Raw genomic sequence first — 19,227 nt, 5'->3', positions numbered from 1 at the left:
TTTTACTCATATAACTTAGTTAGCGTTATAAGCGCTGACTATCAAAATCAATGAAAAAATCTTGTTGTTGAACCTTGTCTGCAATAAGAATTTTTACCGTAAACCATAATCGCCACGTCATCACATCTTCACTACAATTAGCAAGTAAACTTTCAGCAACCATGCCATTATTTTGGCCCTCTTTGAAAAAAACAGGTATCTTTCCCATAAACATACTTTTACCTTCAAGATAACTTGCGATGCTCTGTATTTTATATTTTTCACCTAAAGCATCAAAATGCAACTGTATATAAAAAGGCAATTCTGTTTTAATTTTTCCTTCTTGAGCCACTTGCGAAAATTGAATATCAAAATGACCTGTATCAACACTTACCCGACACTGGCTTTGACTAGCTAAACAAACAAATGAAGAAGGTTGCAATTTGATATCATTGGTAGAAACTGGTGTTACTGGTTTACAAGCAAATATCGTAAAAATAAATGCTAAAAAAACAAAAATTCTGTTCATTATAACTTTCTAAGTTCAAGCAAAAAGCGAATACTTACTTGACTCCATTAAACTAAAAAAATACATACTTATGCCACTTCAATTAACATAAACATACACGTAATAACATTAAGATACCATATCGTCCTGGTTACCAACATTGAGACAACCAAGAGTGAAATAATCAGACCTAAAATAATGTCAGGTTATGATACCTCAAGCCCGCAACTATTTATAAGAACATTACAACTAAGGTTTCATTTCAATAATTAGTGCTTTTATTCAAAAAATATAAAAATCAATTTAAATAAAGCCCATTACTTGCTTTATAACTAATATTTTTTTTCTATATTATCAAAAGAAATATTAGTTATACTGATAACTATAAAAGATTGCGCTTTTACACAATAGTATTGAAAGAGAATAAACTTAACATACGCGTTTTATTTCACATTTAAACAAAACCGACAATATGCACCTAAAAAACAAAAAACTTAAAATAAATAAACTTTTCATAAACTTAAGTCAATATATAAAATTATGAACGAATGAGATGATTGTTTTTTACTGACTAATCTTGTCTGGCTTTTATATTTTTTATTTATCAAAACAATAAGTCAGTAATTAGACAACAAGTTTAAATGTTTTGTTTTAATGGAGTTAATAGCCCTGTAACTTGATCTAAGTCAAATTTAAACGAATGCAACAGTTGATTTATAACACCACCAAGAGGTAAAATTGCTTTGCATATATACCATTTAGCTCGATTTTTTGAATATATCAATGCCATTTGACATGCAAATATAAATAGTAAAAATATAGTTCGTTTTTATAACTGAATTTAATGATAACGACGTTGTAAAAACTATTCTCTTAATAATAACACTGCGGAATACAAAACATGACTCAAAGTAATACGTCAGCAGTAGACTACAACTTCAATGTTGTACGTCAATTTACTGTAATGACCGTAATCTGGGGGATCGTTGGTACACTGGTAGGTGTACTCATCGCGGCACAATTAATTTGGCCTGCGTTAAACTTCGATACACCTTGGTTAACCTACTCTCGTCTTCGCCCACTTCATACTAATGCGGTAATTTTTGCCTTTGGTACAAGTGCCTTATTTGCAACTTCCTATTATGTGGTACAACGAACCTCTCAAGTACGATTGTTTGGTGGTAAGTTAGCTGCTTTCACTTTTTGGGGTTGGCAAGCGGTTATTCTATCCGCGATTATATCCTTACCTTTAGGTTATACTTCAACGAAAGAATACGCAGAGTTAGAATGGCCAATCGACATTCTTATTACTATCGTTTGGGTTTCATACGCTATCGTATTTTTCGGTACGTTAATTAAGCGTAAAGTTTCACATATTTATGTTGCTAACTGGTTCTTCGGCGCTTTCATTATCACTGTAGCTGTTTTACATATTGGTAATTCAATGGTTATTCCTATTGCAGGTATGAAATCATACTCCATCTATCCTGGAGCAATTGATGCCATGATGCAGTGGTGGTATGGACATAATGCCGTAGGCTTCTTATTAACCGCAGGTTTCTTGGGCATAATGTATTACTTTGTTCCAAAACAAGCGGAACGTCCTGTATATTCTTACCGTTTATCTATTGTTCACTTTTGGGCATTAGTTTCACTATACATTTGGGCTGGTCCACATCATTTGCATTACACTGCTTTACCTGATTGGGCTCAATCTGTTGGTATGGTTATGTCTATTGTATTATTCCTTCCATCTTGGGGTGGTATGATTAACGGTATAATGACACTATCTGGTGCTTGGCATAAACTTCGTCATGATCCTATTTTACGCTTCTTAATCGTTTCTCTTTCTTTCTACGGTATGTCTACCTTCGAAGGACCAATGATGGCAATTAAGTCAGTAAACGCGTTATCTCACTACACAGATTGGACTGTTGGTCACGTACATTCAGGTGCTTTAGGTTGGGTTGCAATGGTTTCAATTGGTGCAATGTATCACTTAATTCCGTTACTATTTAATCAAGGTCGCATGTACAGCATACGCTTAATCAACGTTCATTTTTGGATGCATACAGCAGGTATAGTACTTTATATTGTGGCTATGTGGATTTCAGGTGTTATGCAAGGATTAATGTGGCGTGCAGTAAATACTGACGGTACCTTAACTTACAGCTTTGTTGAGAGCTTAACAGCTTCATACCCATTCTACTTTATTCGTTTCTTAGGTGGTGTTCTCGTTGTAGCAGGTTTCATCTTAATGGCTTACAACATGTTTAAAACTATTGGTGCTAAAGACGGAAGTCTTAAAGCCATTGAAACAGCTTAAGGAGAATAAACATGAAAAATAACCATGAAAAAGTTGAAAAAAATGTTGGTTTGTTCTTTCTTTTCACTGTGTTGGCTATCAGCATTGGTGGATTAGTAGAAATAACACCTTTGTTTTTTCAAAAAGAAACAACAACACCTGTTGATAATTTAAAGCCATATACAGCATTACAAATGGAAGGCCGTGACATTTACATACGCGAAGGTTGTAGTAACTGTCATAGTCAAATGATCCGTCCATTCAGAGCTGAAACTGAGCGTTATGGTCACTATAGCGTTGCCGGTGAATCAGTTTGGGAACACCCTTTCTTATGGGGTTCTAAACGTACTGGTCCTGATTTAGCTCGTGTTGGCGGTCGTTACAGTGATGATTGGCATATTGCTCATCTAACTGATCCTCGTTCAGTTGTACCTGAGTCAAATATGCCTGCTTATAGCTGGTTAAACGTTAATACACTTGATGGTGAGTTAACAGGTAAAAAGCTTGAAACATTTAATTGGTTAACACGTAATCGTAGCCATAAAGATGAGAATGGGAACCCTATTCCTCTTTATACTCAGGAAGAGATTGATGGCGCTAAAGATGCGGTTAAAGGTAAAACTGAAATGAGTGCCTTGATTGCCTACTTGCAATCACTTGGCCACGCATTGAAGTAAACTGATTATGATGGAATATGGAACACTTAGAGGGTTAATTGCCCTCCTTATATTGGCATTATTTATTATAATTGTAGTTTGGTCATATTCAAAAAAACGTAAGTCTTCATTTGATAAAGTTGCTAACTCTATTTTTGAAGAAGACGACGTTTTAAAAGAACAAACTATGAAAAACGATAAAACACGCCATTTTGATACAGATAGCAAACAGGAGACTAATAATAATGTCTAGCTTCTGGAGTATTTGGGTTTGGGTTCTTACCTTGGGATCACTAGTAGCTTATGTTTTTCTACTACGTTGGTGTTTAAAGAACTTTACAGGTGTTAAAGAAGGTGAGTCAATGGGACACAGCTTCGATGGCATTGAAGAATTAAACAATCCGCTACCTAAGTGGTGGAGTACGTTTTTCTTATTAACAATTATTTGGGCATTTGGTTATATTGCTCTTTACGGTTTAGGAGGCTGGTCTGGTCTTTTAGGTTGGAAGAGTTCAAACCAAGGTATTCTAAATATTGCTGAATCAAAGGCAAAAACAATAGAAAATTTAGCTAAAGATTCAGGTGTTTTAGTTCAATATGACCGTGAAGTTGCGCAAGCAAACGAAAAATATGGTCCAATTTTTGAAGCTTATGCTGCACGTACAATTGAAGACTTGTCGACAGATAGCGAAGCATTAAAAGTAGGTCAACGTTTATTTATTCAGAACTGTGCTCAATGTCATGGCTCTGATGCTCACGGTACAACAGGCTTCCCTAACTTAGCTGATAAAGATTGGTTATATGGTGGTACACCAGAGAAAATCAAAGAAACTATCATGCATGGTCGAAAAGCATCAGGAATGGCGGCATGGTCTAACGTTCTTGGTGGTGAATCAGGTGTTAAAGAAGTAGCAGCTTATGTTATTAGCTTAAGCGGCCGTTCAGTTAACCCTGATCTTGCAAAAGCAGGTAAAGAGAAGTTTGCTCTTTGTGCAAGTTGTCATGGTCCTGATGGACAAGGTAGTTTAGCACTTGGTTTACCTATGGGTGCTCCAAACTTATCTGATAATATTTGGTTATATGGTGGCTCTCAACGCGCAATTGAAGAATCAATTCGCAATGGTCGTGCTGGCGTTATGCCTCCTTGGAAAGATATTTTAGGTGAACAGAAAGTACATGTAATAAGTGCTTATGTTTACTCACTTTCTCAAGATTAAAATTTAAGAAATAATCAAAACATTACATAGTTTGTAACAACCTATGTAAGTTACAAAAACCCTAGGTAACACATTGTTAACTAGGGTTTTTTATTATTAAATCTTACTAAAGAAAAGTAGCTCAAAAGGTAGATAAGCGCTATAATATGCGTCAAATTTAACCTATTGAATATTGTTATATATTATGAAAACATCTTGGTATCGTGAGCCTTGGGCTTGGTTAGTTTTTTTTCTTCCATTTTCTGCTGTTGTTGCAGGAACTATCACTTATGTAATTGCCAATACTGATCCGGATACGCTTGTTGTTGGTGACTATTACAAAACAGGTAAAGCCATTAATTTACAAGTTGCAAAGGTTAAACGAGCACAAAAGCTAGGAATACGCTTTACATTACAGCTTACTAATAATGAACTTATAATAGAGCCAACGGGTATTGAAAAAACATTTTCATTGCTCAATGTTAGTTTTTTTCACCCAACGCAAGAAAGCAAAGACTTTTCTTTAGCTTTAACACCTGATGGTAATGGTTATTTTAGACATAGTTTTGATCATGATATTTCGGGGAAATGGAAAATAACTATGTCTCCATTTGATAATGACTGGAAAATCCAAGAAACCATTGTATTACCTCAAAGTACTGTTATTGACATCATTCCCGATCCAACTAAAGCACAATAAACTATGTCCACTTCTTGTTTTCATTGTAATGAAGTTATTCCATCCGGTATAAACCTTTACGTTACCATTAATCAAAAAGAACAACCTATGTGTTGCATAGGTTGTCAAGCTGTTGCGCAAACTATTTTTGATAATAACTTGACCCAGTATTATCAATTTAGAACTGAGCCAGCCCAAAAAGGCGCCGAGCTAATACCTGAAGAATTAAAAAGCTTACAATCGAAAAAAAATAAATTACTTAATGAAGAAATGCTGCAAAGTGAATTTATTTATCAAGATCAAGGTGCAAAAGAAGCTATTTTAACGATTGAAGGGATTAATTGTGCTGCTTGTGCTTGGTTAATTGAAATGCAACTTACCAAGCTTAAGGGGATTAACGAAATAAGTGTCAATGCAACGACACAACGTGCAACCTTAAAGTGGCAAGATAAGGTTTTACAATTAAGTGAAATACTTGATGCCATAGAAGACATTGGTTATCAAGCCCTTCCCTTTAAAGCAAATGAAATAGAACAACGTAATAAGAAAACCAGCAAAGTATTTATCAAGCGTTTAGGCATCAGTGGCATTTTAATGATGCAAGTTATGATGATTGCTGTCGGGTTATATTTTGGCGCTTTTTCTGATATGGATGAAGATCATAAAATATACCTGCGTTGGGTTAGTTTTATTCTAGCCATCCCTATTGTTTCATACGGAGCTTTCCCTTTTTATATTGGCGCAATAAATGCTTTAAAGATTAAAAGATTGTCGATGGACGTTCCGGTATCAATTGCTATTATTTTAGCCTTTACTGCCAGTGCTTGGGCAACAATAACTGAGCAAGGAGAAGTCTATTTTGAGTCCGTATCTATGTTTACTTTCTTATTGCTTATCGGTAAGTTTTTAGAATTTAGAGCACGCTCATATGCTGCTCAAGTTTCAGCAAATTTGTTAAAGTTGATGCCAATGACGGCGACTAGATTAAAAAAAATAGGAAGTAACTCTCCTGCAATTAATGAAACAGTTCACACAAAGAATAGTGAATTACAAAAGTCAGCGAATGATGTTGAAAATATAAGTAATGAAGAGCTTATTGCTGCCAAACAATTAATTAAAGATGATCTAGTGTTAATTAAACCAGGTGAAGCTATTCCAGCAGACGGTATTATTATTAGTGGCGCCAGCCAAATTAATGAAGCAATGTTATCTGGCGAGCAAACGCCAGTATCAAAAACAATTGATGATGTGGTTTTTGCAGGAACCATTAATGGTGATGGAAACCTTACCGTCAAAGTACAACAACCAAGTAATCAATCATTTTTAAGTCAATTAATTCGTTTAAGTGAGAAATCTCAAGCGTATAAGCCTAAATTGGCACGTTTTTCTGATAAGGTAGCACAATATTTTGTCGCTATTATTTTAATTACAGCCATTGGTACCGCACTTTATTGGCATCACCATTTACCCGAAGAAGCTTTTTGGATTACCTTATCCGTATTAGTTGCGACCTGCCCCTGTGCATTATCTTTGGCAACACCAACTGCCTTAACTTGTGCCACAACTCGATTAAATCGTGATGGTATAATGATAAAGTCAGCTCATGTCATGGAAACCATGCCTAAAATAGATTGCTTCGCTTTTGATAAAACAGGCACGTTAACAACAGGTGAGTTTGCGATAGATAGAGTTGAAATCTATGATAATCAATACACTAAAGCCGAAGCATTAGTGATAGCGGCAGCTTTAGAATCTCATTCTGAACATCCTTTAGCTAAGCCTTTCAAACAACATAGAGACTTTAATCTTCCGACAAAAGAAATCCAAGTTCAGTCTGGATTAGGTGTAACTGGTATTGTTAATGAGCACCCTTATCGTATTGGCAAAGCTAGCTGGCTGTTAACAGCTACAGAGCATAAAAATGATCAATCGTTAATGAGCGCTTCTTGTGTACTCGTTTTTGAAAATAAACTTATTGCAGCATTTTATCTGGTCGATAAGATCAGAGAAGACGCCTATATTTTATTAAACACGCTTAATGCCAGCCATCAAACAATGATGCTGTCTGGTGACAATCAAAGCGCCTGTGACAAAGTAGGTAAAACCTTATCTGTAACTCAATGTCATGGTAACTTAAGCGCCACAGATAAAATGTCAATAATCAAAGAACAACAAAAGAACAATATTAACATTGCTATGGTAGGCGATGGTGTTAATGATTCTCCAGTATTTGGTGCTGCACATGTATCTATGGCAATGGGCTGCGGAACTGATATAGCCAAAAGCGGTGCTGATGTTATTTTACTTAATAGTAAACTAACAAGTATTAATACCTTAAATGATGTATCAATAAAGACTAAACGCATTATTTTTCAGAATTATTTATGGGCTTTTGGCTACAATGCTATTGTATTACCATTAGCTGTAGCCGGTTACATTACACCTTACATGGCTGTTATTGGTATGTCTGTTAGCTCAATTTTAGTGATCAGTAATTCACTACGCTTACTCAGATAATAGCCCTTAAGATCAAGAGAAACAAAAATGAGCATTATTTATTTTTTAATTCCAATCGCAGTATTACTAACAGCACTGGGTATTTATATGTTCTTTTGGGCAGTAAAAACTGAACAGTTTGATGACCTTGAAAAAGAAGGTATGAGTATTCTTTTTGATAATAAAGAGGATGATAAAACAACCAAACAAAGTAGTGATAAACCTGACAGTACAAATCATGGCTAACAAAGTCAGCAGTTCTCATAACGGTAACTAACTCAATGAACCTAGACTTATTCTCCGCATTTGTAATAGGATTACTTGGCTCAGGGCATTGTATTGTGATGTGCGGTGGGATTACCACCATGCTCACTTCAGCCCTTCCTGAGTCAAATAAATATAATAATCAAATACCTGTTAATAATCAGAGACCTATTAAGCACTCAACAGCATCCTCAATTACTCGTAGTAAAACCGCCTTAGTAATTTTATACAATATTGGTCGTATTTCTTCCTATGCTTTTATCGGCGCAATTGTGGGATTTACCGGCTCTATCGCGGCAAAAAATATTGGAATGCCACTTGCTGGTCTACGGTTAATTTCGGCAACCTTTATGATCTTACTTGGTTTATATTTAGGTCAGTGGTTGATGTGGTTAAATCGAATAGAAGCCCTAGGTAAGCATTTATGGCGTTACATATCACCTTTAGCCAGTAAAGCCATCCCTGTAAATTCACCAATAAAAGCACTTACTCTTGGCGCCATTTGGGGCTGGTTACCTTGCGGATTAGTCTACTCAACCTTAACTTGGGCACTAGCAAGCGGTAGCATATATACTGGGGCGAGTATTATGTTCTTTTTTGGCTTAGGTACTCTTCCCGCACTGTTAACTCTTTCTATTGGGTTTAGTAGCATTAAAAATACTTTAACTAAACCATCGTTCAAAAAGGTAATGGCGTTAGTACTAATAACCTTTGGTATTTATAGTTTTATTGTTGCATACCACCAGATGTTCTAATACCATAGCATTATCCTAGAAATTAGAGTAAATACATAAATGAAAATTTACCCTATTCCTATAAAATAAATGAGTAGCCTATGTTAAATAATAGTTCCCCTGGTGCACAGCATATTAACTGTCAAAACTGTAGTATTAGTGAACTTTGTCTACCTTTTACCTTAAATGATCAAGAACTTAATACGCTTGATCAAATTATTGATCGTAAACGTCCTTTCCACAAAGGTGATAAAATATTCACTGATGGTCAAGAAATGCAGGCGCTTTATGCTATTCGTTCTGGTACATTTAAAACTTTTACCGTTAATGAACAAGGTGAAGAACAAATCACTGGCTTTCACTTAGCTGGAGATTTACTAGGATTTGACGCTATTGCCGAATCAGAACATAAAAGTTTTGCTCAAGCTTTAGAAACATCGATGATATGTGAAATTCCTTACGATAATTTAGATACTTTATCTAATACTATGCCAAAACTTAAGAAACAAGTTTTACGCTTAATGAGTAACGAAATTAGAACCGATCAAGAAATGCTTACGTTGTTGAACAGAAAGAATGCCGAACAGCGTGTTGCTACTTTTTTAGTCAGCTTAAGCAAACGCTATCGTGCCAGAGGTTTATCAGCCAATGAATTTCGCCTTACAATGACACGAAGCGATATTGGTAATTACATTGGACTTACCGTTGAAACAATCAGCCGTTTATTAAATCGTTTTCATAAAACAGGCTTAATTAAGGTTGATGGTAAACTTATTACTATCATAAACCTCAATGAACTTGTTAATTGTGCCGAACTTTAGCTCCTCAAAGGCTTTCTAGCGTTATAATTTATAATGCTTGTTTTAAATCCCTTATACTTTGATTTAAAACAAGCATTAATCTCACACTTTTGATATAAATTACTTAAGCTTTAATAAAGTTTAACCAATGTATAACAACAGGGAGAATTATCATGAAAACCTATCAAAAAATTCTAGTCGTTATCGACCCATCAACTGATGAACAAAAAGCATTACAAAGAGCAATAGACTTAGCTGCCAATATTAAAGCAAGTGGCGGTCAGGTGGAAATAACTGCTTTTCTAAGTATCTTTGACTTCTCTTATGAGATGACTACTATCCTTTCCAACGATGATCGTGGCGCTATGCGACAATCTGTTATTAAAGATAAAGAGCTTTGGCTAGAAGGTATTATAAGTGATTTAAAGCCTGATATTGATATTAGTAACTTAGTTGTTTGGCATAATCGCCCTTTTGAATCTATTATTGAACAAGTAATCCAAAATAATTACGATCTAGTCATTAAAGGGACTCATCAACATGACAGATTCAAATCGGTAATTTTTACTCCTACCGATTGGCATATATTGCGTAAATGTCCATGTCCAGTATTATTAGTAAAAGAACATGAATGGCCAAGCAATGGGAACATACTTGCGGCAATTAATGTTGGAAGTGATGAAACAGAGCACAATTCACTTAATAATAAAATTACTAAAGAAGCAAAAAATTTAGCACAGCTGATTCAAGGAAACGTTCATTTAGTAAATTCATTTCCTGGCACACCTGTTAACATTGCAATTGAAATACCAGAGTTTAACTCTAGTGAATACAATAATACTATGCTGCAACATCATAAAAAGTCGATGGCAGCACATGCGACTGAATTTGAAATTGATATCACTAACACTCACGTTGAAGAAGGCTTACCTGAAAGAGTCATTGAAGAAGTCGCAGATAAAATTGATGCTGAGCTAGTTGTGCTAGGCACAATAGGCCGAACGGGTATTTCTGCAGCATTAATTGGTAATACCGCAGAGCATGTCATTGACCAACTTAACTGTGATGTACTTGCGCTAAAACCTGAGGGTTATGTGTCGCCACTACAGTAAAAGTATTCTCTCATACTGAAATCAAAGACTGAAAGAGGTATGTAACCTTTTTCAGTCTTTATTAAGCTAATATAACGTCGAAATAATCCCCTTTCAAACAACTTTAATAGCACTTTAAACTTTTAACCTATGATAGAATTTACCATCGAAAATAAAATATCTAATGTGATTAAGTGGTAAGTAGTTTTTAATGAATACTCAACAAGCTATTAGCAATAAGCTAGAAAAAAAAATCAGACACCTAACAGGCAAAGCCGTTTCTGATTACAACATGATTGAAGAAGGCGATAAAATTCTTTGTGCCATAAGTGGAGGTAAAGATTCTTTTGTCATGCTTGATACCCTTTTACACTTAAAACGTGTAGCGCCCATTAAATTTGACGTTATAGCTGTCAATCTCGATCAAAAACAGCCTGGCTTTCCTGAACATATACTACCTAATTACCTCGAAGAAAAAGGCATTGACTACTACATTATTGATAAAGACACCTACTCAGTAGTAAAACAAAAAGTACCTGAAGGCAAAACAACGTGCGCTTTATGTTCAAGACTCAGAAGAGGATCATTATATGGTTTTGCTGAAAAGATTGGTGCAACAAAAATAGCATTAGGTCATCATATGGATGACATCGTTGAAACCTTAATGATGAACATGTTTAATAATGCAAAATTAAAGGCTATGCCACCCAAACTACTAAGTGACGATAAACGAAATGTAGTCATAAGACCGCTATCATATTGCAGAGAGAAAGATATTGAGCAACTATCCGAGGTAAAGAGCTACCCTATTATTCCTTGTAACCTCTGTGGGTCACAAGAAAACTTACAAAGAAAACAAATAAAAAAAATGCTCAATACTTGGGACCAAGAGTCTCCAGGGCGCGTAGAAAGTGTTTTTAAAAGTACGCAAAGTGTTAGTCTTTCTCAATTATCTGACCATAATTTATACGACTTTTCAGCGCTTACCATCGATAGAACCGCCGAGCCAAAAGAACAAGAGTTTGGAGGCGCTGACATCTCGTCGTCAAATTTAATTGACGTTAAAAACATAGAAATAATCGACGCTTCTTGATCGAATATAGGGAACACACAAACGTGTGTTCCCCTATTGAATGCATCTGGTGTAACTTATAAACCGTCTGAACCATCAAAACCTTACTATATTGAGATAACCTTTATATAAAGCTAAGTGTTTGGTTGGGTTTATTCGTTTTTATTACCTGTATTTATTCAAGAGTGATATTTATAGTGCTACTTTCTCCAGCATAAGTCACCGTAACAATCACTTCATCGGTACTTTTTGAAATATTCGTTAACTGATAACTCGCTGTGTTTGTACCTAAATCAATCAATTCCACCGTGACTAAACTAGTATCGCTAACTGACCAATGTGCAAACTCAGAAACATTCAAGCTTGTTGGGGTGTCGGTATAATAAGCCGTTAAGGTTAAGTCTACCGACTCTGATGATGCCAAGGTAATATCACTACCTTTATTAATTTTTATAGAGTCAAGTTCAGCTGTTCCTGTTACTGATACGGTTGCCGTAGTTTGATTGCCTCCACAAGAGCCAACAAGTTGCGTTGTACCCGCAATAAGGCCAACTAGGGTGCCTTTGTTATCACCTGTTGTCGTAATGCCGAGATAGTCACCACTTTCTTGTGACCAAACAATAGTATTATCAATAGAAGATGGCAAAGTAGTATTGGTTAACGTGGCCTGACCGTTAACTAAAATACGTTCTCCTATTGCGAGCGTAATATCATCGGTAACTATATCATCAAGTAAAATATCAAGATGGCCTACATTGAGTGGGTCGGCAACAACGGTTAATGAGTCGGTAATATCGTCTAAAGTCCCCGTTATTATGGTGGTTTCAATGTCAGGTGATGAGGTATACAAGGTACCGTTTTTATCAATAGTCGCACTAGTATTGCTATCAAGACTAAAGCTGATATCTTTGATCGTATTCATTGAAATATAACCATCTTCATAATTTACATTTGCAGTAATGTTGGTCGCCACACAGGTACCAATAGTACCCTCTTCCGGCTGAGGATGAATTAAGTTAATAGCGCTTACCGCAACGTCACTAACTGAAATTTCTCCTTCATCCACAATCCCATTAATGCTTGTTCCCATAATAATAACAATACCTTGATTATTCGAGGAATTGGCGACAGCGGTAACTAAACCTTGCTCATTAACAGTAGCGATGCTGTTATCACTTGAACTCCAATCAATACTTTCCGTTACGTCGATAACATCACCACTATTAGTTAAAGCCATTGCGCTAAGTTGATGAGTTTCACCTTTCGTTAATCGAATATGATCATCGTTGATCGTAAGTGACTCAATAAATAGCCCTTGCTCACGCAATTTTTCAAACGTAACTGCTTGACCGAGTTCGCTAGCGTTATTATCCGTATCGCAACCAAATAACATGATGTTCGTTAGGCATATAGCAATAAAATAAGCTATAGCGTTGCTTTTGATTTTGTTACTTTTCATTGTATTAGCTTTCATTGTTTAATTTTCACCGCAAATGCTTTTTATGAACTTTTATACATTCAAATAGCATGATTAATAACTAGAATTGGTAGATTACACCAAGAGAAATACCAGATATGGATATATCATCATCTTTATAGAGTGATTGATAACCAAACCTAAGTTGGGTATTTTCGATATAAGATATTTTTTGATGAAAAGTGATGCCCCAAGAAAAACCAGAATAGGTATCTTCGCCGTTATACGTTTCTGCAGGCCCCTGCACCGTCATATCGGTTACAGCATAGCCTAGTGATACATCTAAACCAAAACCACTGATAGTCTTTGATTGCAGTACAAGGTAAAGAGCAATACTTTGTTCTAAATCGAATTCCATACGATAAATATTATCGGTATTGTTACCTCTTAGATACTGAGCTTCCAAGCCAATACGTTCTTTATTTGCTCCTATGCGAAAGGCAGTTGCACTAGGTTTCGCACGTTCATCACGAAGTTCAATAGAAGATAATATATAATCAACACCAACATAAGTTGAGTCGACAAGGGGTGATTTGGCAGTACTGGGGAATGAAAAGCTAATTAATAATAGCCAAGAAATAATTTTTATCATGAAGATCCATCTACATTTTATATCCTATTTAGAAGTAGATAGTATAGAACTTAGCGAATCTAATCAATACCTTTACTATAACGGACGATGATTAAAGAAACATATAGTAACCGTAGGTTAAAAAAAAACCACAATCAATGATTATAACTATTGATTGTGGTTAATATCTATTTAAGCGAATAAAGGTTGTTTAATTACCTGAGTATCCCCCTACAAAAACGATAACAACTCTTGGTCAAGCTGCATCAAGGTTTTAGGGTCTGCCATCATAGTTTTCGCTAACGACTTAGTTCTTGGTAACATGCGTTCAAAATAAAACTCTGCTGTTTTAATTTTTGCACGGTAAAAATCACGATTTTCAACATCTGTTGCTAACTTCTCGTAAGCAGCTTGTGCCATTTGAGCCCAAAAATAAGCCATCACGATATAACCAGAAAACATTAAATAATCAACTGACGCTGAACCAATGATATCTCTATCTTTCTTGGCTTTAAGTGCTAACCTAAGAGAATACTGCTGCCAATTAGCTGTTGCTTTACTTAATGGCCAAATAAACTTATTCATTTGACGCTTATGCGGGCTATTTGAAATCATACTTTTATCTTTACAAAACGTTAGTATTTCTTTAGTAAAGGCTTTTAATGATTTTCCACGCGTTAGTAAGATCTTACGACCCAGCAAATCTAACGCCTGTATACCTGTTGTACCTTCATACAGTGTTGCAATACGTGCATCACGAACAATTTGCTCCATTCCCCACTCTTTTATAAAGCCGTGACCGCCGAATATCTGTAAACCATGGTTCGCACTTTCTGAGCCAAGTTCAGTTAAGAAAGCTTTAAGGATAGGTGTAATAAAACCTAAACGTTCATCTGCTGCTTCTTTTTCAGCATCAGTTTTTGCCATTTCAATTTCATCAACAATTTTAGCCGTATAATAGATCATGGCACGACCACCTTCAGAAATAGCCTTCTGCGTCATTAACATTTTACGAACATCAGGATGAACAATAATAGGATCTGCTACTTGCTCAGGAAATTTCTTACCTGTAAGCGAGCGCATTGATAGACGCTCTTTTGCGTAAATTAATGAATTTTGATATGCCAATTCTGCAGTACATACACCTTGTAATGCAGTACCTACACGGGCGGTATTCATAAAAGTAAACATACATTCTAGACCTTTATGTTCCGGTCCAATGAGTTCACCAACAGCATTATCAAAATTTAGCACCGCAGTTGCAGAAGCTTTAATACCCATTTTATCTTCAATAGAGCCGCAAGTAACATGATTGCTTTCGCCTAAATTACCTTGCGCATCCGTTTTAACTTTAGGAACAATAAATAAAGAGATCCCCCGTGTACCTGCTGGCGCATTTGGAAGCCTAGCTAACACAATATGGATAATATTCTCTGTTAGGTCATGCTCACCCGCTGAAATAAAAATTTTAGTACCGGTAATATTATATGTGCCATCTTCATTTGGCTCAGCTTTCGTTTTAACTTGCCCTAAATCAGTACCACATTGTGGCTCAGTTAAGCACATAGTACCTGTCCAGCTACCTTCAGTTAAACGCGTTAAATAAAGCTCTTTTTGTGCTTCGCTGCCATGCGATTGTACTGTATTCATGGCACCATGGCTTAATCCTGGATACATAGCCCAAGACCAGTTAGCGGTACCCATCATTTCTGATTTAGCCATACCTAATGACGGTGGTAAGCCCTGACCGCCATGTTCAATAGGATGAGATAAGCTTTGCCAACCACCTTCAACATATTTGTTATAAGCTTCTTTAAAGCCCTTAGGTGTCGTTACAGCACCATTGTTAAAGGTACAACCTTCCTTGTCACCACTTTGATATAAAGGTAATAGTTCATTCTCACAAAACTTTGCACATTCTTGTAAAATTGCATCATTTAAATCAGGGGTTGCTTCGACAAATTCAGGGTATTTTTGGTAATGTCCATAATAATCAAATACATCTTCTATTAAAAATTTAATGTCTGCTATCGGTGCTTTATAACTAAGCATAGTTTTCTCCTACCACTGAAGTAATTGATGATGCGGTGATCATATTAATAATTGCCGTTAACTAAACACCTTTTAGTTATGTTTACTTAACGGTGATCACTATAAATAATAACAGAGATTAGAACACTGGTCATACCACCAACACAAGTTGTTTTTTAGTATTTTTTCTTATCAACATTAATATTTATTAATAACGTACTGTTTTTTATAAAATAAAATAGTCAAACCTTAGTTTGAAAAAGTGATAAAATAAGCAGTAGAAACAACTCTTTTTAAGGGCTAAAAAGATATATGTCAGAAAGTTATTTAGAAATACAGTTAGATAAACAACCAATAGAGTTATGTAAATTACTTAAAATTGCTGATCTTGTTGCAGGGGGTGGTGAAGCGAAAGTTGTTATTAGTGAGGGATATGTTTTACTCAACGGTGAAGTCGAATATCAAAAAAGGAAAAAAGTTTACCATGATGATATTGTTGAGTTTAATGGTGAAAGAATACAAGTTGTTATAAATGAAGAGCTAAGTGAAGATGATGTTTTTGATTATGTTCCTAATGAAATAATAACAACTGCTGAAGATTTAAATGAAAATACTCAATCAGTAAGTACGAAATCATCAAAAAATGAAGTAAAAGCAGCAGTACCAACAGTTGATGGCACCGCTAGGCTCTCTAAAAGAAAACCTATTTCTTTTTAGTTTCGTACTAAAATATCAATATAAGAAATTATTTAACGAGGTTAAGTACTTCGTTAGATAGTTTCGTTATTTCAGACCAATTTTTCGTTGCTACAACTTGACTAGGAACCAACCAAGAGCCACCACAACAAGCAACATTTGATAATGCTAAATAATCACGAACATTCTTTAAATTAATTCCGCCTGTAGGGCAAAAAGTAATATTAGGGAATGGACCACCAATAGCTTTAATAGCATTAACACCACCTGAAGCTTCTGCTGGGAAAAATTTCAAGTGATCATAACCTAAATCTGCTGCGCTCATTAAATCTGAAACAGAAGAAACACCAGGAATTAAAGCAATACTACTTTCACTCCCTGCTTTTAATAAATCTGGCGTTAAACCTGGGCTTAAGGCAAACTTAGCTCCTGCATCAATTGATTGCTGTAAGTGTAGACGGTTAGTAACAGTACCTGCCCCAACAACGGCCTCTGGCAACTCTTTAGCAATAGTGCTAATTACATCTAATGCAGCAGGCGTACGTAAGGTCACTTCTAATACTTTAATACCCGCAGCCAAAAGTGCTTCCGCAATGGGTAAAGCATCTTCAACTTTATCAATCACTAGTACAGGAACGATAGGTCCCATTGCAAAAAGATCTTTTGGCATAATTTGCCAATTATTTATTGATGTCATAAATCCTCTATTCTATTTTTTATTTAATATAATTCAATTTAATGTGTAATTTTTAGTTTTTTAAATGTATTAATTTAGCTTGGTTGACCAATACTTTTCTTTAGCAGAGGCTTACTCATCAAACAGAGAACATGCACCTGTTTCTGCTGAGCTTAAGTTACGACGCATAAACCCAAACAGTTCACGCCCCATGCCTTGATGATGTCCATTTTTTTGGAATAGAGCATTATCACGAGCAGCTAATTCTTGTTCGTCAACTAATAACGTTAATTCTCCCGTCACACCATCTACATTGATCATGTCACCCGTTTTAACTTTGGCAATTAGACCTCCATCTAAACCTTCAGGACATAAATGAATGGCTGCAGGTACTTTACCTGATGCACCAGACATACGACCATCAGTCACTAAAGCAACTTTAAAGCCCTTGTCTTGTAACACTCCTAATGGTGGCGTTAATTTATGTAATTCAGGCATGCCACGAGCTTTGGGTCCTTGGAAACGAACTACCGCAACAAAGTCTTTCTCTAACTCACCGTTATCAAACGCCGATTGAAGCTCATGTTGATCTTCAAAAACAATCGCAGGAGCCTTTATTACAAGATGATCATCACTTAAAGATGAAGTTTTTAATACTGACGTACCTAAATTACCTTTCAACGTTTTTAAACCGCCATCAGCTTTAAATGGTTTGGCAACGGTTGTAATTACCGCTTCGTCTAATGATTTTTCAACGCCATCAACCCACTTAAGTTGACCATTATCCAATATTGGTTTTTGGGTATAACGTGTTAAACCACGACCACAAATTGTTTCAACATCTTCGTGCAATAACCCCGAGTTAATAAGCTCTTTGAATAATAATGCCATACCACCCGCTTCTTGAAAGTGGTTAATATCAGCGTGACCATTTGGATAAATACGAGTGATTAACGGTACAGCTTGAGATAAATCATTAAAATCCTGGAAATTAATAATAATACCGGCAGCACGCGCAAATGCGATAATATGCATCGTTAAATTAGTAGAACCGCCTGTTGCTAATAACGCTACAATTGCATTAACAATAGAGCGTTCGTCAACCATTTTACCAATAGGCATATAATTGCCTGACTGTTGTGTTAGACGAGTTACTTGACGGGCTGCGGCTTTTGTTAATTCTTCACGTAATGGCGTATTAGGCGCAACAAAAGAAGCACCCGGTAAATGTAACCCCATCACCTCAACGACTAACTGATTAGAGTTAGCTGTACCGAAGAAAGTACAAGTACCTGCAGCATGATAAGACGCAGACTCAGCCTCTAACAAGGCAGCTTCGTCAACTTCACCTTGTGCATATTGTTGACGTACTCGTGCTTTTTCTTTATTAGGAATACCTGATGGCATAGGTCCAGCAGGAATAAAAGCTGTTGGCAAATGGCCAAATGTCATACTGGCAATAAGTAAACCGGGTACAATTTTATCGCAGATACCCAACATTAATGCGCCATCAAACATGTTATGAGATAAGCCAACTGCTGTGGCCATAGCAATAACATCACGGCTCATTAGGCTTAAATCCATGCCAGGCTGACCTTGTGTAACACCGTCACACATTGCAGGAACACCACCTGCAAATTGAGCTACACCACCTGTCGCTTTAATTGCATCTTTGATAATTTGAGGGTATGTCTCATAAGGCTGATGTGCACTCAACATATCATTGTATGCGGAAACAATGGCAACATCTGAATGGTTTAAGCCTTTAATCGCTTGTTTATCTTCTTTATTACAAGCCGCAAAACCATGCGCTAAATTACCACAAGATAAACTTGCACGATGAACAGTATTTGATTTTGCTGCCGCTATTTTAGCTAAGTACTCTTTTCGAGTTGTCGCACTTCGAGTGATAATACGTTCTGTAATATCTACTATTTCTTGCTTCATTGCTATTTTCATAGGCCTACTTCTTGATTTTTAACGGTAAATTATTAAA

Annotated in this window: 18 protein-coding genes; 12 read left to right on the top strand and 6 right to left on the bottom strand. The window is 36.0% G+C overall.

Features of this window, described 5'->3' with window-relative positions:
* Positions 1 to 25: 25 nt before the first annotated feature.
* A complete protein-coding gene (locus tag KO509_RS06210) occupies positions 26 to 508 on the bottom strand; it encodes a hypothetical protein (protein ID WP_215972422.1) in 483 nt (160 codons plus the stop codon).
* A gap of 880 nt (positions 509 to 1,388) precedes the next feature.
* On the opposite strand from KO509_RS06210, the gene ccoN reads away from it, so the two are divergent.
* From ccoN to ttcA, 11 genes are all read left to right on the top strand, one after another.
* Positions 1,389 to 2,813: a cytochrome-c oxidase, cbb3-type subunit I gene (gene ccoN / locus KO509_RS06205; protein ID WP_215972421.1), complete on the top strand. Its 1,425-nt coding sequence runs from the start codon at positions 1,389 to 1,391 to the stop codon at positions 2,811 to 2,813.
* Positions 2,814 to 2,824: 11 nt separating this feature from the next.
* Positions 2,825 to 3,469 carry a cytochrome-c oxidase, cbb3-type subunit II gene (gene ccoO, locus KO509_RS06200; RefSeq protein ID WP_215972420.1) on the top strand — a complete coding sequence of 215 codons (645 nt, stop codon included), beginning with the start codon at positions 2,825 to 2,827 and terminating at the stop codon, positions 3,467 to 3,469.
* A gap of 10 nt (positions 3,470 to 3,479) precedes the next feature.
* The gene (locus KO509_RS06195) at positions 3,480 to 3,701 is read left to right on the top strand and encodes a CcoQ/FixQ family Cbb3-type cytochrome c oxidase assembly chaperone (RefSeq protein ID WP_215972506.1); all 222 of its coding nucleotides are present in this window, start codon (positions 3,480 to 3,482) and stop codon (positions 3,699 to 3,701) included.
* Positions 3,694 to 4,665, top strand: a complete 972-nt coding sequence (ccoP, locus tag KO509_RS06190) for a cytochrome-c oxidase, cbb3-type subunit III (RefSeq protein ID WP_215972419.1) — start codon at positions 3,694 to 3,696, stop codon at positions 4,663 to 4,665. The genes KO509_RS06195 and ccoP overlap by 8 nt, the downstream gene beginning before the upstream one ends.
* 184 nt (positions 4,666 to 4,849) lie before the next feature.
* Positions 4,850 to 5,344 (top strand): FixH family protein, encoded by a 495-nt coding sequence (locus tag KO509_RS06185; protein ID WP_215972418.1) that lies wholly within the window; start codon positions 4,850 to 4,852, stop codon positions 5,342 to 5,344.
* Between the two features lie 3 nt (positions 5,345 to 5,347).
* Positions 5,348 to 7,840, top strand: coding sequence for a heavy metal translocating P-type ATPase (locus KO509_RS06180; protein WP_215972417.1), 2,493 nt, complete (start codon positions 5,348 to 5,350; stop codon positions 7,838 to 7,840).
* A 27-nt stretch (positions 7,841 to 7,867) separates the two neighbouring features.
* Positions 7,868 to 8,065 (top strand): cbb3-type cytochrome oxidase assembly protein CcoS, encoded by a 198-nt coding sequence (gene ccoS, locus KO509_RS06175; RefSeq protein ID WP_215972416.1) that lies wholly within the window; start codon positions 7,868 to 7,870, stop codon positions 8,063 to 8,065.
* Between the two features lie 35 nt (positions 8,066 to 8,100).
* A complete protein-coding gene (locus tag KO509_RS06170) occupies positions 8,101 to 8,838 on the top strand; it encodes a sulfite exporter TauE/SafE family protein (RefSeq protein WP_215972415.1) in 738 nt (245 codons plus the stop codon).
* Between the two features lie 80 nt (positions 8,839 to 8,918).
* The gene (gene fnr / locus KO509_RS06165) at positions 8,919 to 9,638 is read left to right on the top strand and encodes a fumarate/nitrate reduction transcriptional regulator Fnr (protein ID WP_215972414.1); all 720 of its coding nucleotides are present in this window, start codon (positions 8,919 to 8,921) and stop codon (positions 9,636 to 9,638) included.
* A gap of 152 nt (positions 9,639 to 9,790) precedes the next feature.
* Positions 9,791 to 10,729 carry a universal stress protein UspE gene (gene uspE / locus KO509_RS06160; protein WP_215972413.1) on the top strand — a complete coding sequence of 313 codons (939 nt, stop codon included), beginning with the start codon at positions 9,791 to 9,793 and terminating at the stop codon, positions 10,727 to 10,729.
* A 190-nt stretch (positions 10,730 to 10,919) separates the two neighbouring features.
* A complete protein-coding gene (gene ttcA, locus KO509_RS06155) occupies positions 10,920 to 11,801 on the top strand; it encodes a tRNA 2-thiocytidine(32) synthetase TtcA (protein WP_215972412.1) in 882 nt (293 codons plus the stop codon).
* Between the two features lie 154 nt (positions 11,802 to 11,955).
* Here ttcA and KO509_RS06150 read toward each other — a convergent pair whose 3' ends face one another.
* The 3 genes from KO509_RS06150 to KO509_RS06140 form a co-directional block, all read right to left on the bottom strand.
* Positions 11,956 to 13,254, bottom strand: a complete 1,299-nt coding sequence (locus tag KO509_RS06150; RefSeq protein ID WP_215972411.1) for an Ig-like domain-containing protein — start codon at positions 13,252 to 13,254, stop codon at positions 11,956 to 11,958.
* 64 nt (positions 13,255 to 13,318) lie between these two features.
* Positions 13,319 to 13,849, bottom strand: a complete 531-nt coding sequence (locus KO509_RS06145; RefSeq protein WP_215972410.1) for an outer membrane beta-barrel protein — start codon at positions 13,847 to 13,849, stop codon at positions 13,319 to 13,321.
* Positions 13,850 to 14,059: 210 nt separating this feature from the next.
* Complete coding sequence (locus KO509_RS06140; protein WP_215972409.1) at positions 14,060 to 15,880, bottom strand: acyl-CoA dehydrogenase C-terminal domain-containing protein; 1,821 nt, start codon at positions 15,878 to 15,880, stop codon at positions 14,060 to 14,062.
* A gap of 291 nt (positions 15,881 to 16,171) precedes the next feature.
* On the opposite strand from KO509_RS06140, the gene KO509_RS06135 reads away from it, so the two are divergent.
* Positions 16,172 to 16,576: an RNA-binding S4 domain-containing protein gene (locus tag KO509_RS06135; protein WP_215972408.1), complete on the top strand. Its 405-nt coding sequence runs from the start codon at positions 16,172 to 16,174 to the stop codon at positions 16,574 to 16,576.
* Positions 16,577 to 16,604: 28 nt separating this feature from the next.
* Here KO509_RS06135 and KO509_RS06130 read toward each other — a convergent pair whose 3' ends face one another.
* Positions 16,605 to 17,252: a bifunctional 4-hydroxy-2-oxoglutarate aldolase/2-dehydro-3-deoxy-phosphogluconate aldolase gene (locus tag KO509_RS06130; RefSeq protein ID WP_215972407.1), complete on the bottom strand. Its 648-nt coding sequence runs from the start codon at positions 17,250 to 17,252 to the stop codon at positions 16,605 to 16,607.
* Positions 17,253 to 17,363: 111 nt separating this feature from the next.
* Positions 17,364 to 19,178 (bottom strand): phosphogluconate dehydratase, encoded by a 1,815-nt coding sequence (edd, locus tag KO509_RS06125; RefSeq protein WP_215972505.1) that lies wholly within the window; start codon positions 19,176 to 19,178, stop codon positions 17,364 to 17,366.
* Between the last annotated feature and the right edge of the window lie 49 nt (positions 19,179 to 19,227).

The sequence above is a fragment of the Colwellia sp. C2M11 genome (genome assembly GCF_018860915.1).
Taxonomy (GTDB): domain Bacteria; phylum Pseudomonadota; class Gammaproteobacteria; order Enterobacterales; family Alteromonadaceae; genus Colwellia.
The sequence above is the reverse complement of the archived record's forward strand: the minus strand, read 5'-3'. Positions and strand labels throughout refer to the sequence as shown.

Coding starts and splice junctions, on each gene's coding strand:
- KO509_RS06195 (WP_215972506.1), top strand. CDS start 3,480: ATGGAATATGGAACACTTAGAGGGTTAATTGCCCTCCTTATATTGGCA.
- KO509_RS06145 (WP_215972410.1), bottom strand. CDS start 13,849: ATGATAAAAATTATTTCTTGGCTATTATTAATTAGCTTTTCATTCCCC.
- KO509_RS06210 (WP_215972422.1), bottom strand. CDS start 508: ATGAACAGAATTTTTGTTTTTTTAGCATTTATTTTTACGATATTTGCT.
- KO509_RS06140 (WP_215972409.1), bottom strand. CDS start 15,880: ATGCTTAGTTATAAAGCACCGATAGCAGACATTAAATTTTTAATAGAA.
- ttcA (WP_215972412.1), top strand. CDS start 10,920: ATGAATACTCAACAAGCTATTAGCAATAAGCTAGAAAAAAAAATCAGA.
- KO509_RS06150 (WP_215972411.1), bottom strand. CDS start 13,254: ATGAAAGCTAATACAATGAAAAGTAACAAAATCAAAAGCAACGCTATA.
- KO509_RS06135 (WP_215972408.1), top strand. CDS start 16,172: ATGTCAGAAAGTTATTTAGAAATACAGTTAGATAAACAACCAATAGAG.
- ccoP (WP_215972419.1), top strand. CDS start 3,694: ATGTCTAGCTTCTGGAGTATTTGGGTTTGGGTTCTTACCTTGGGATCA.
- KO509_RS06180 (WP_215972417.1), top strand. CDS start 5,348: ATGTCCACTTCTTGTTTTCATTGTAATGAAGTTATTCCATCCGGTATA.
- ccoN (WP_215972421.1), top strand. CDS start 1,389: ATGACTCAAAGTAATACGTCAGCAGTAGACTACAACTTCAATGTTGTA.
- KO509_RS06170 (WP_215972415.1), top strand. CDS start 8,101: ATGAACCTAGACTTATTCTCCGCATTTGTAATAGGATTACTTGGCTCA.
- uspE (WP_215972413.1), top strand. CDS start 9,791: ATGAAAACCTATCAAAAAATTCTAGTCGTTATCGACCCATCAACTGAT.
- ccoS (WP_215972416.1), top strand. CDS start 7,868: ATGAGCATTATTTATTTTTTAATTCCAATCGCAGTATTACTAACAGCA.
- KO509_RS06130 (WP_215972407.1), bottom strand. CDS start 17,252: ATGACATCAATAAATAATTGGCAAATTATGCCAAAAGATCTTTTTGCA.
- ccoO (WP_215972420.1), top strand. CDS start 2,825: ATGAAAAATAACCATGAAAAAGTTGAAAAAAATGTTGGTTTGTTCTTT.
- edd (WP_215972505.1), bottom strand. CDS start 19,178: ATGAAGCAAGAAATAGTAGATATTACAGAACGTATTATCACTCGAAGT.
- fnr (WP_215972414.1), top strand. CDS start 8,919: ATGTTAAATAATAGTTCCCCTGGTGCACAGCATATTAACTGTCAAAAC.
- KO509_RS06185 (WP_215972418.1), top strand. CDS start 4,850: ATGAAAACATCTTGGTATCGTGAGCCTTGGGCTTGGTTAGTTTTTTTT.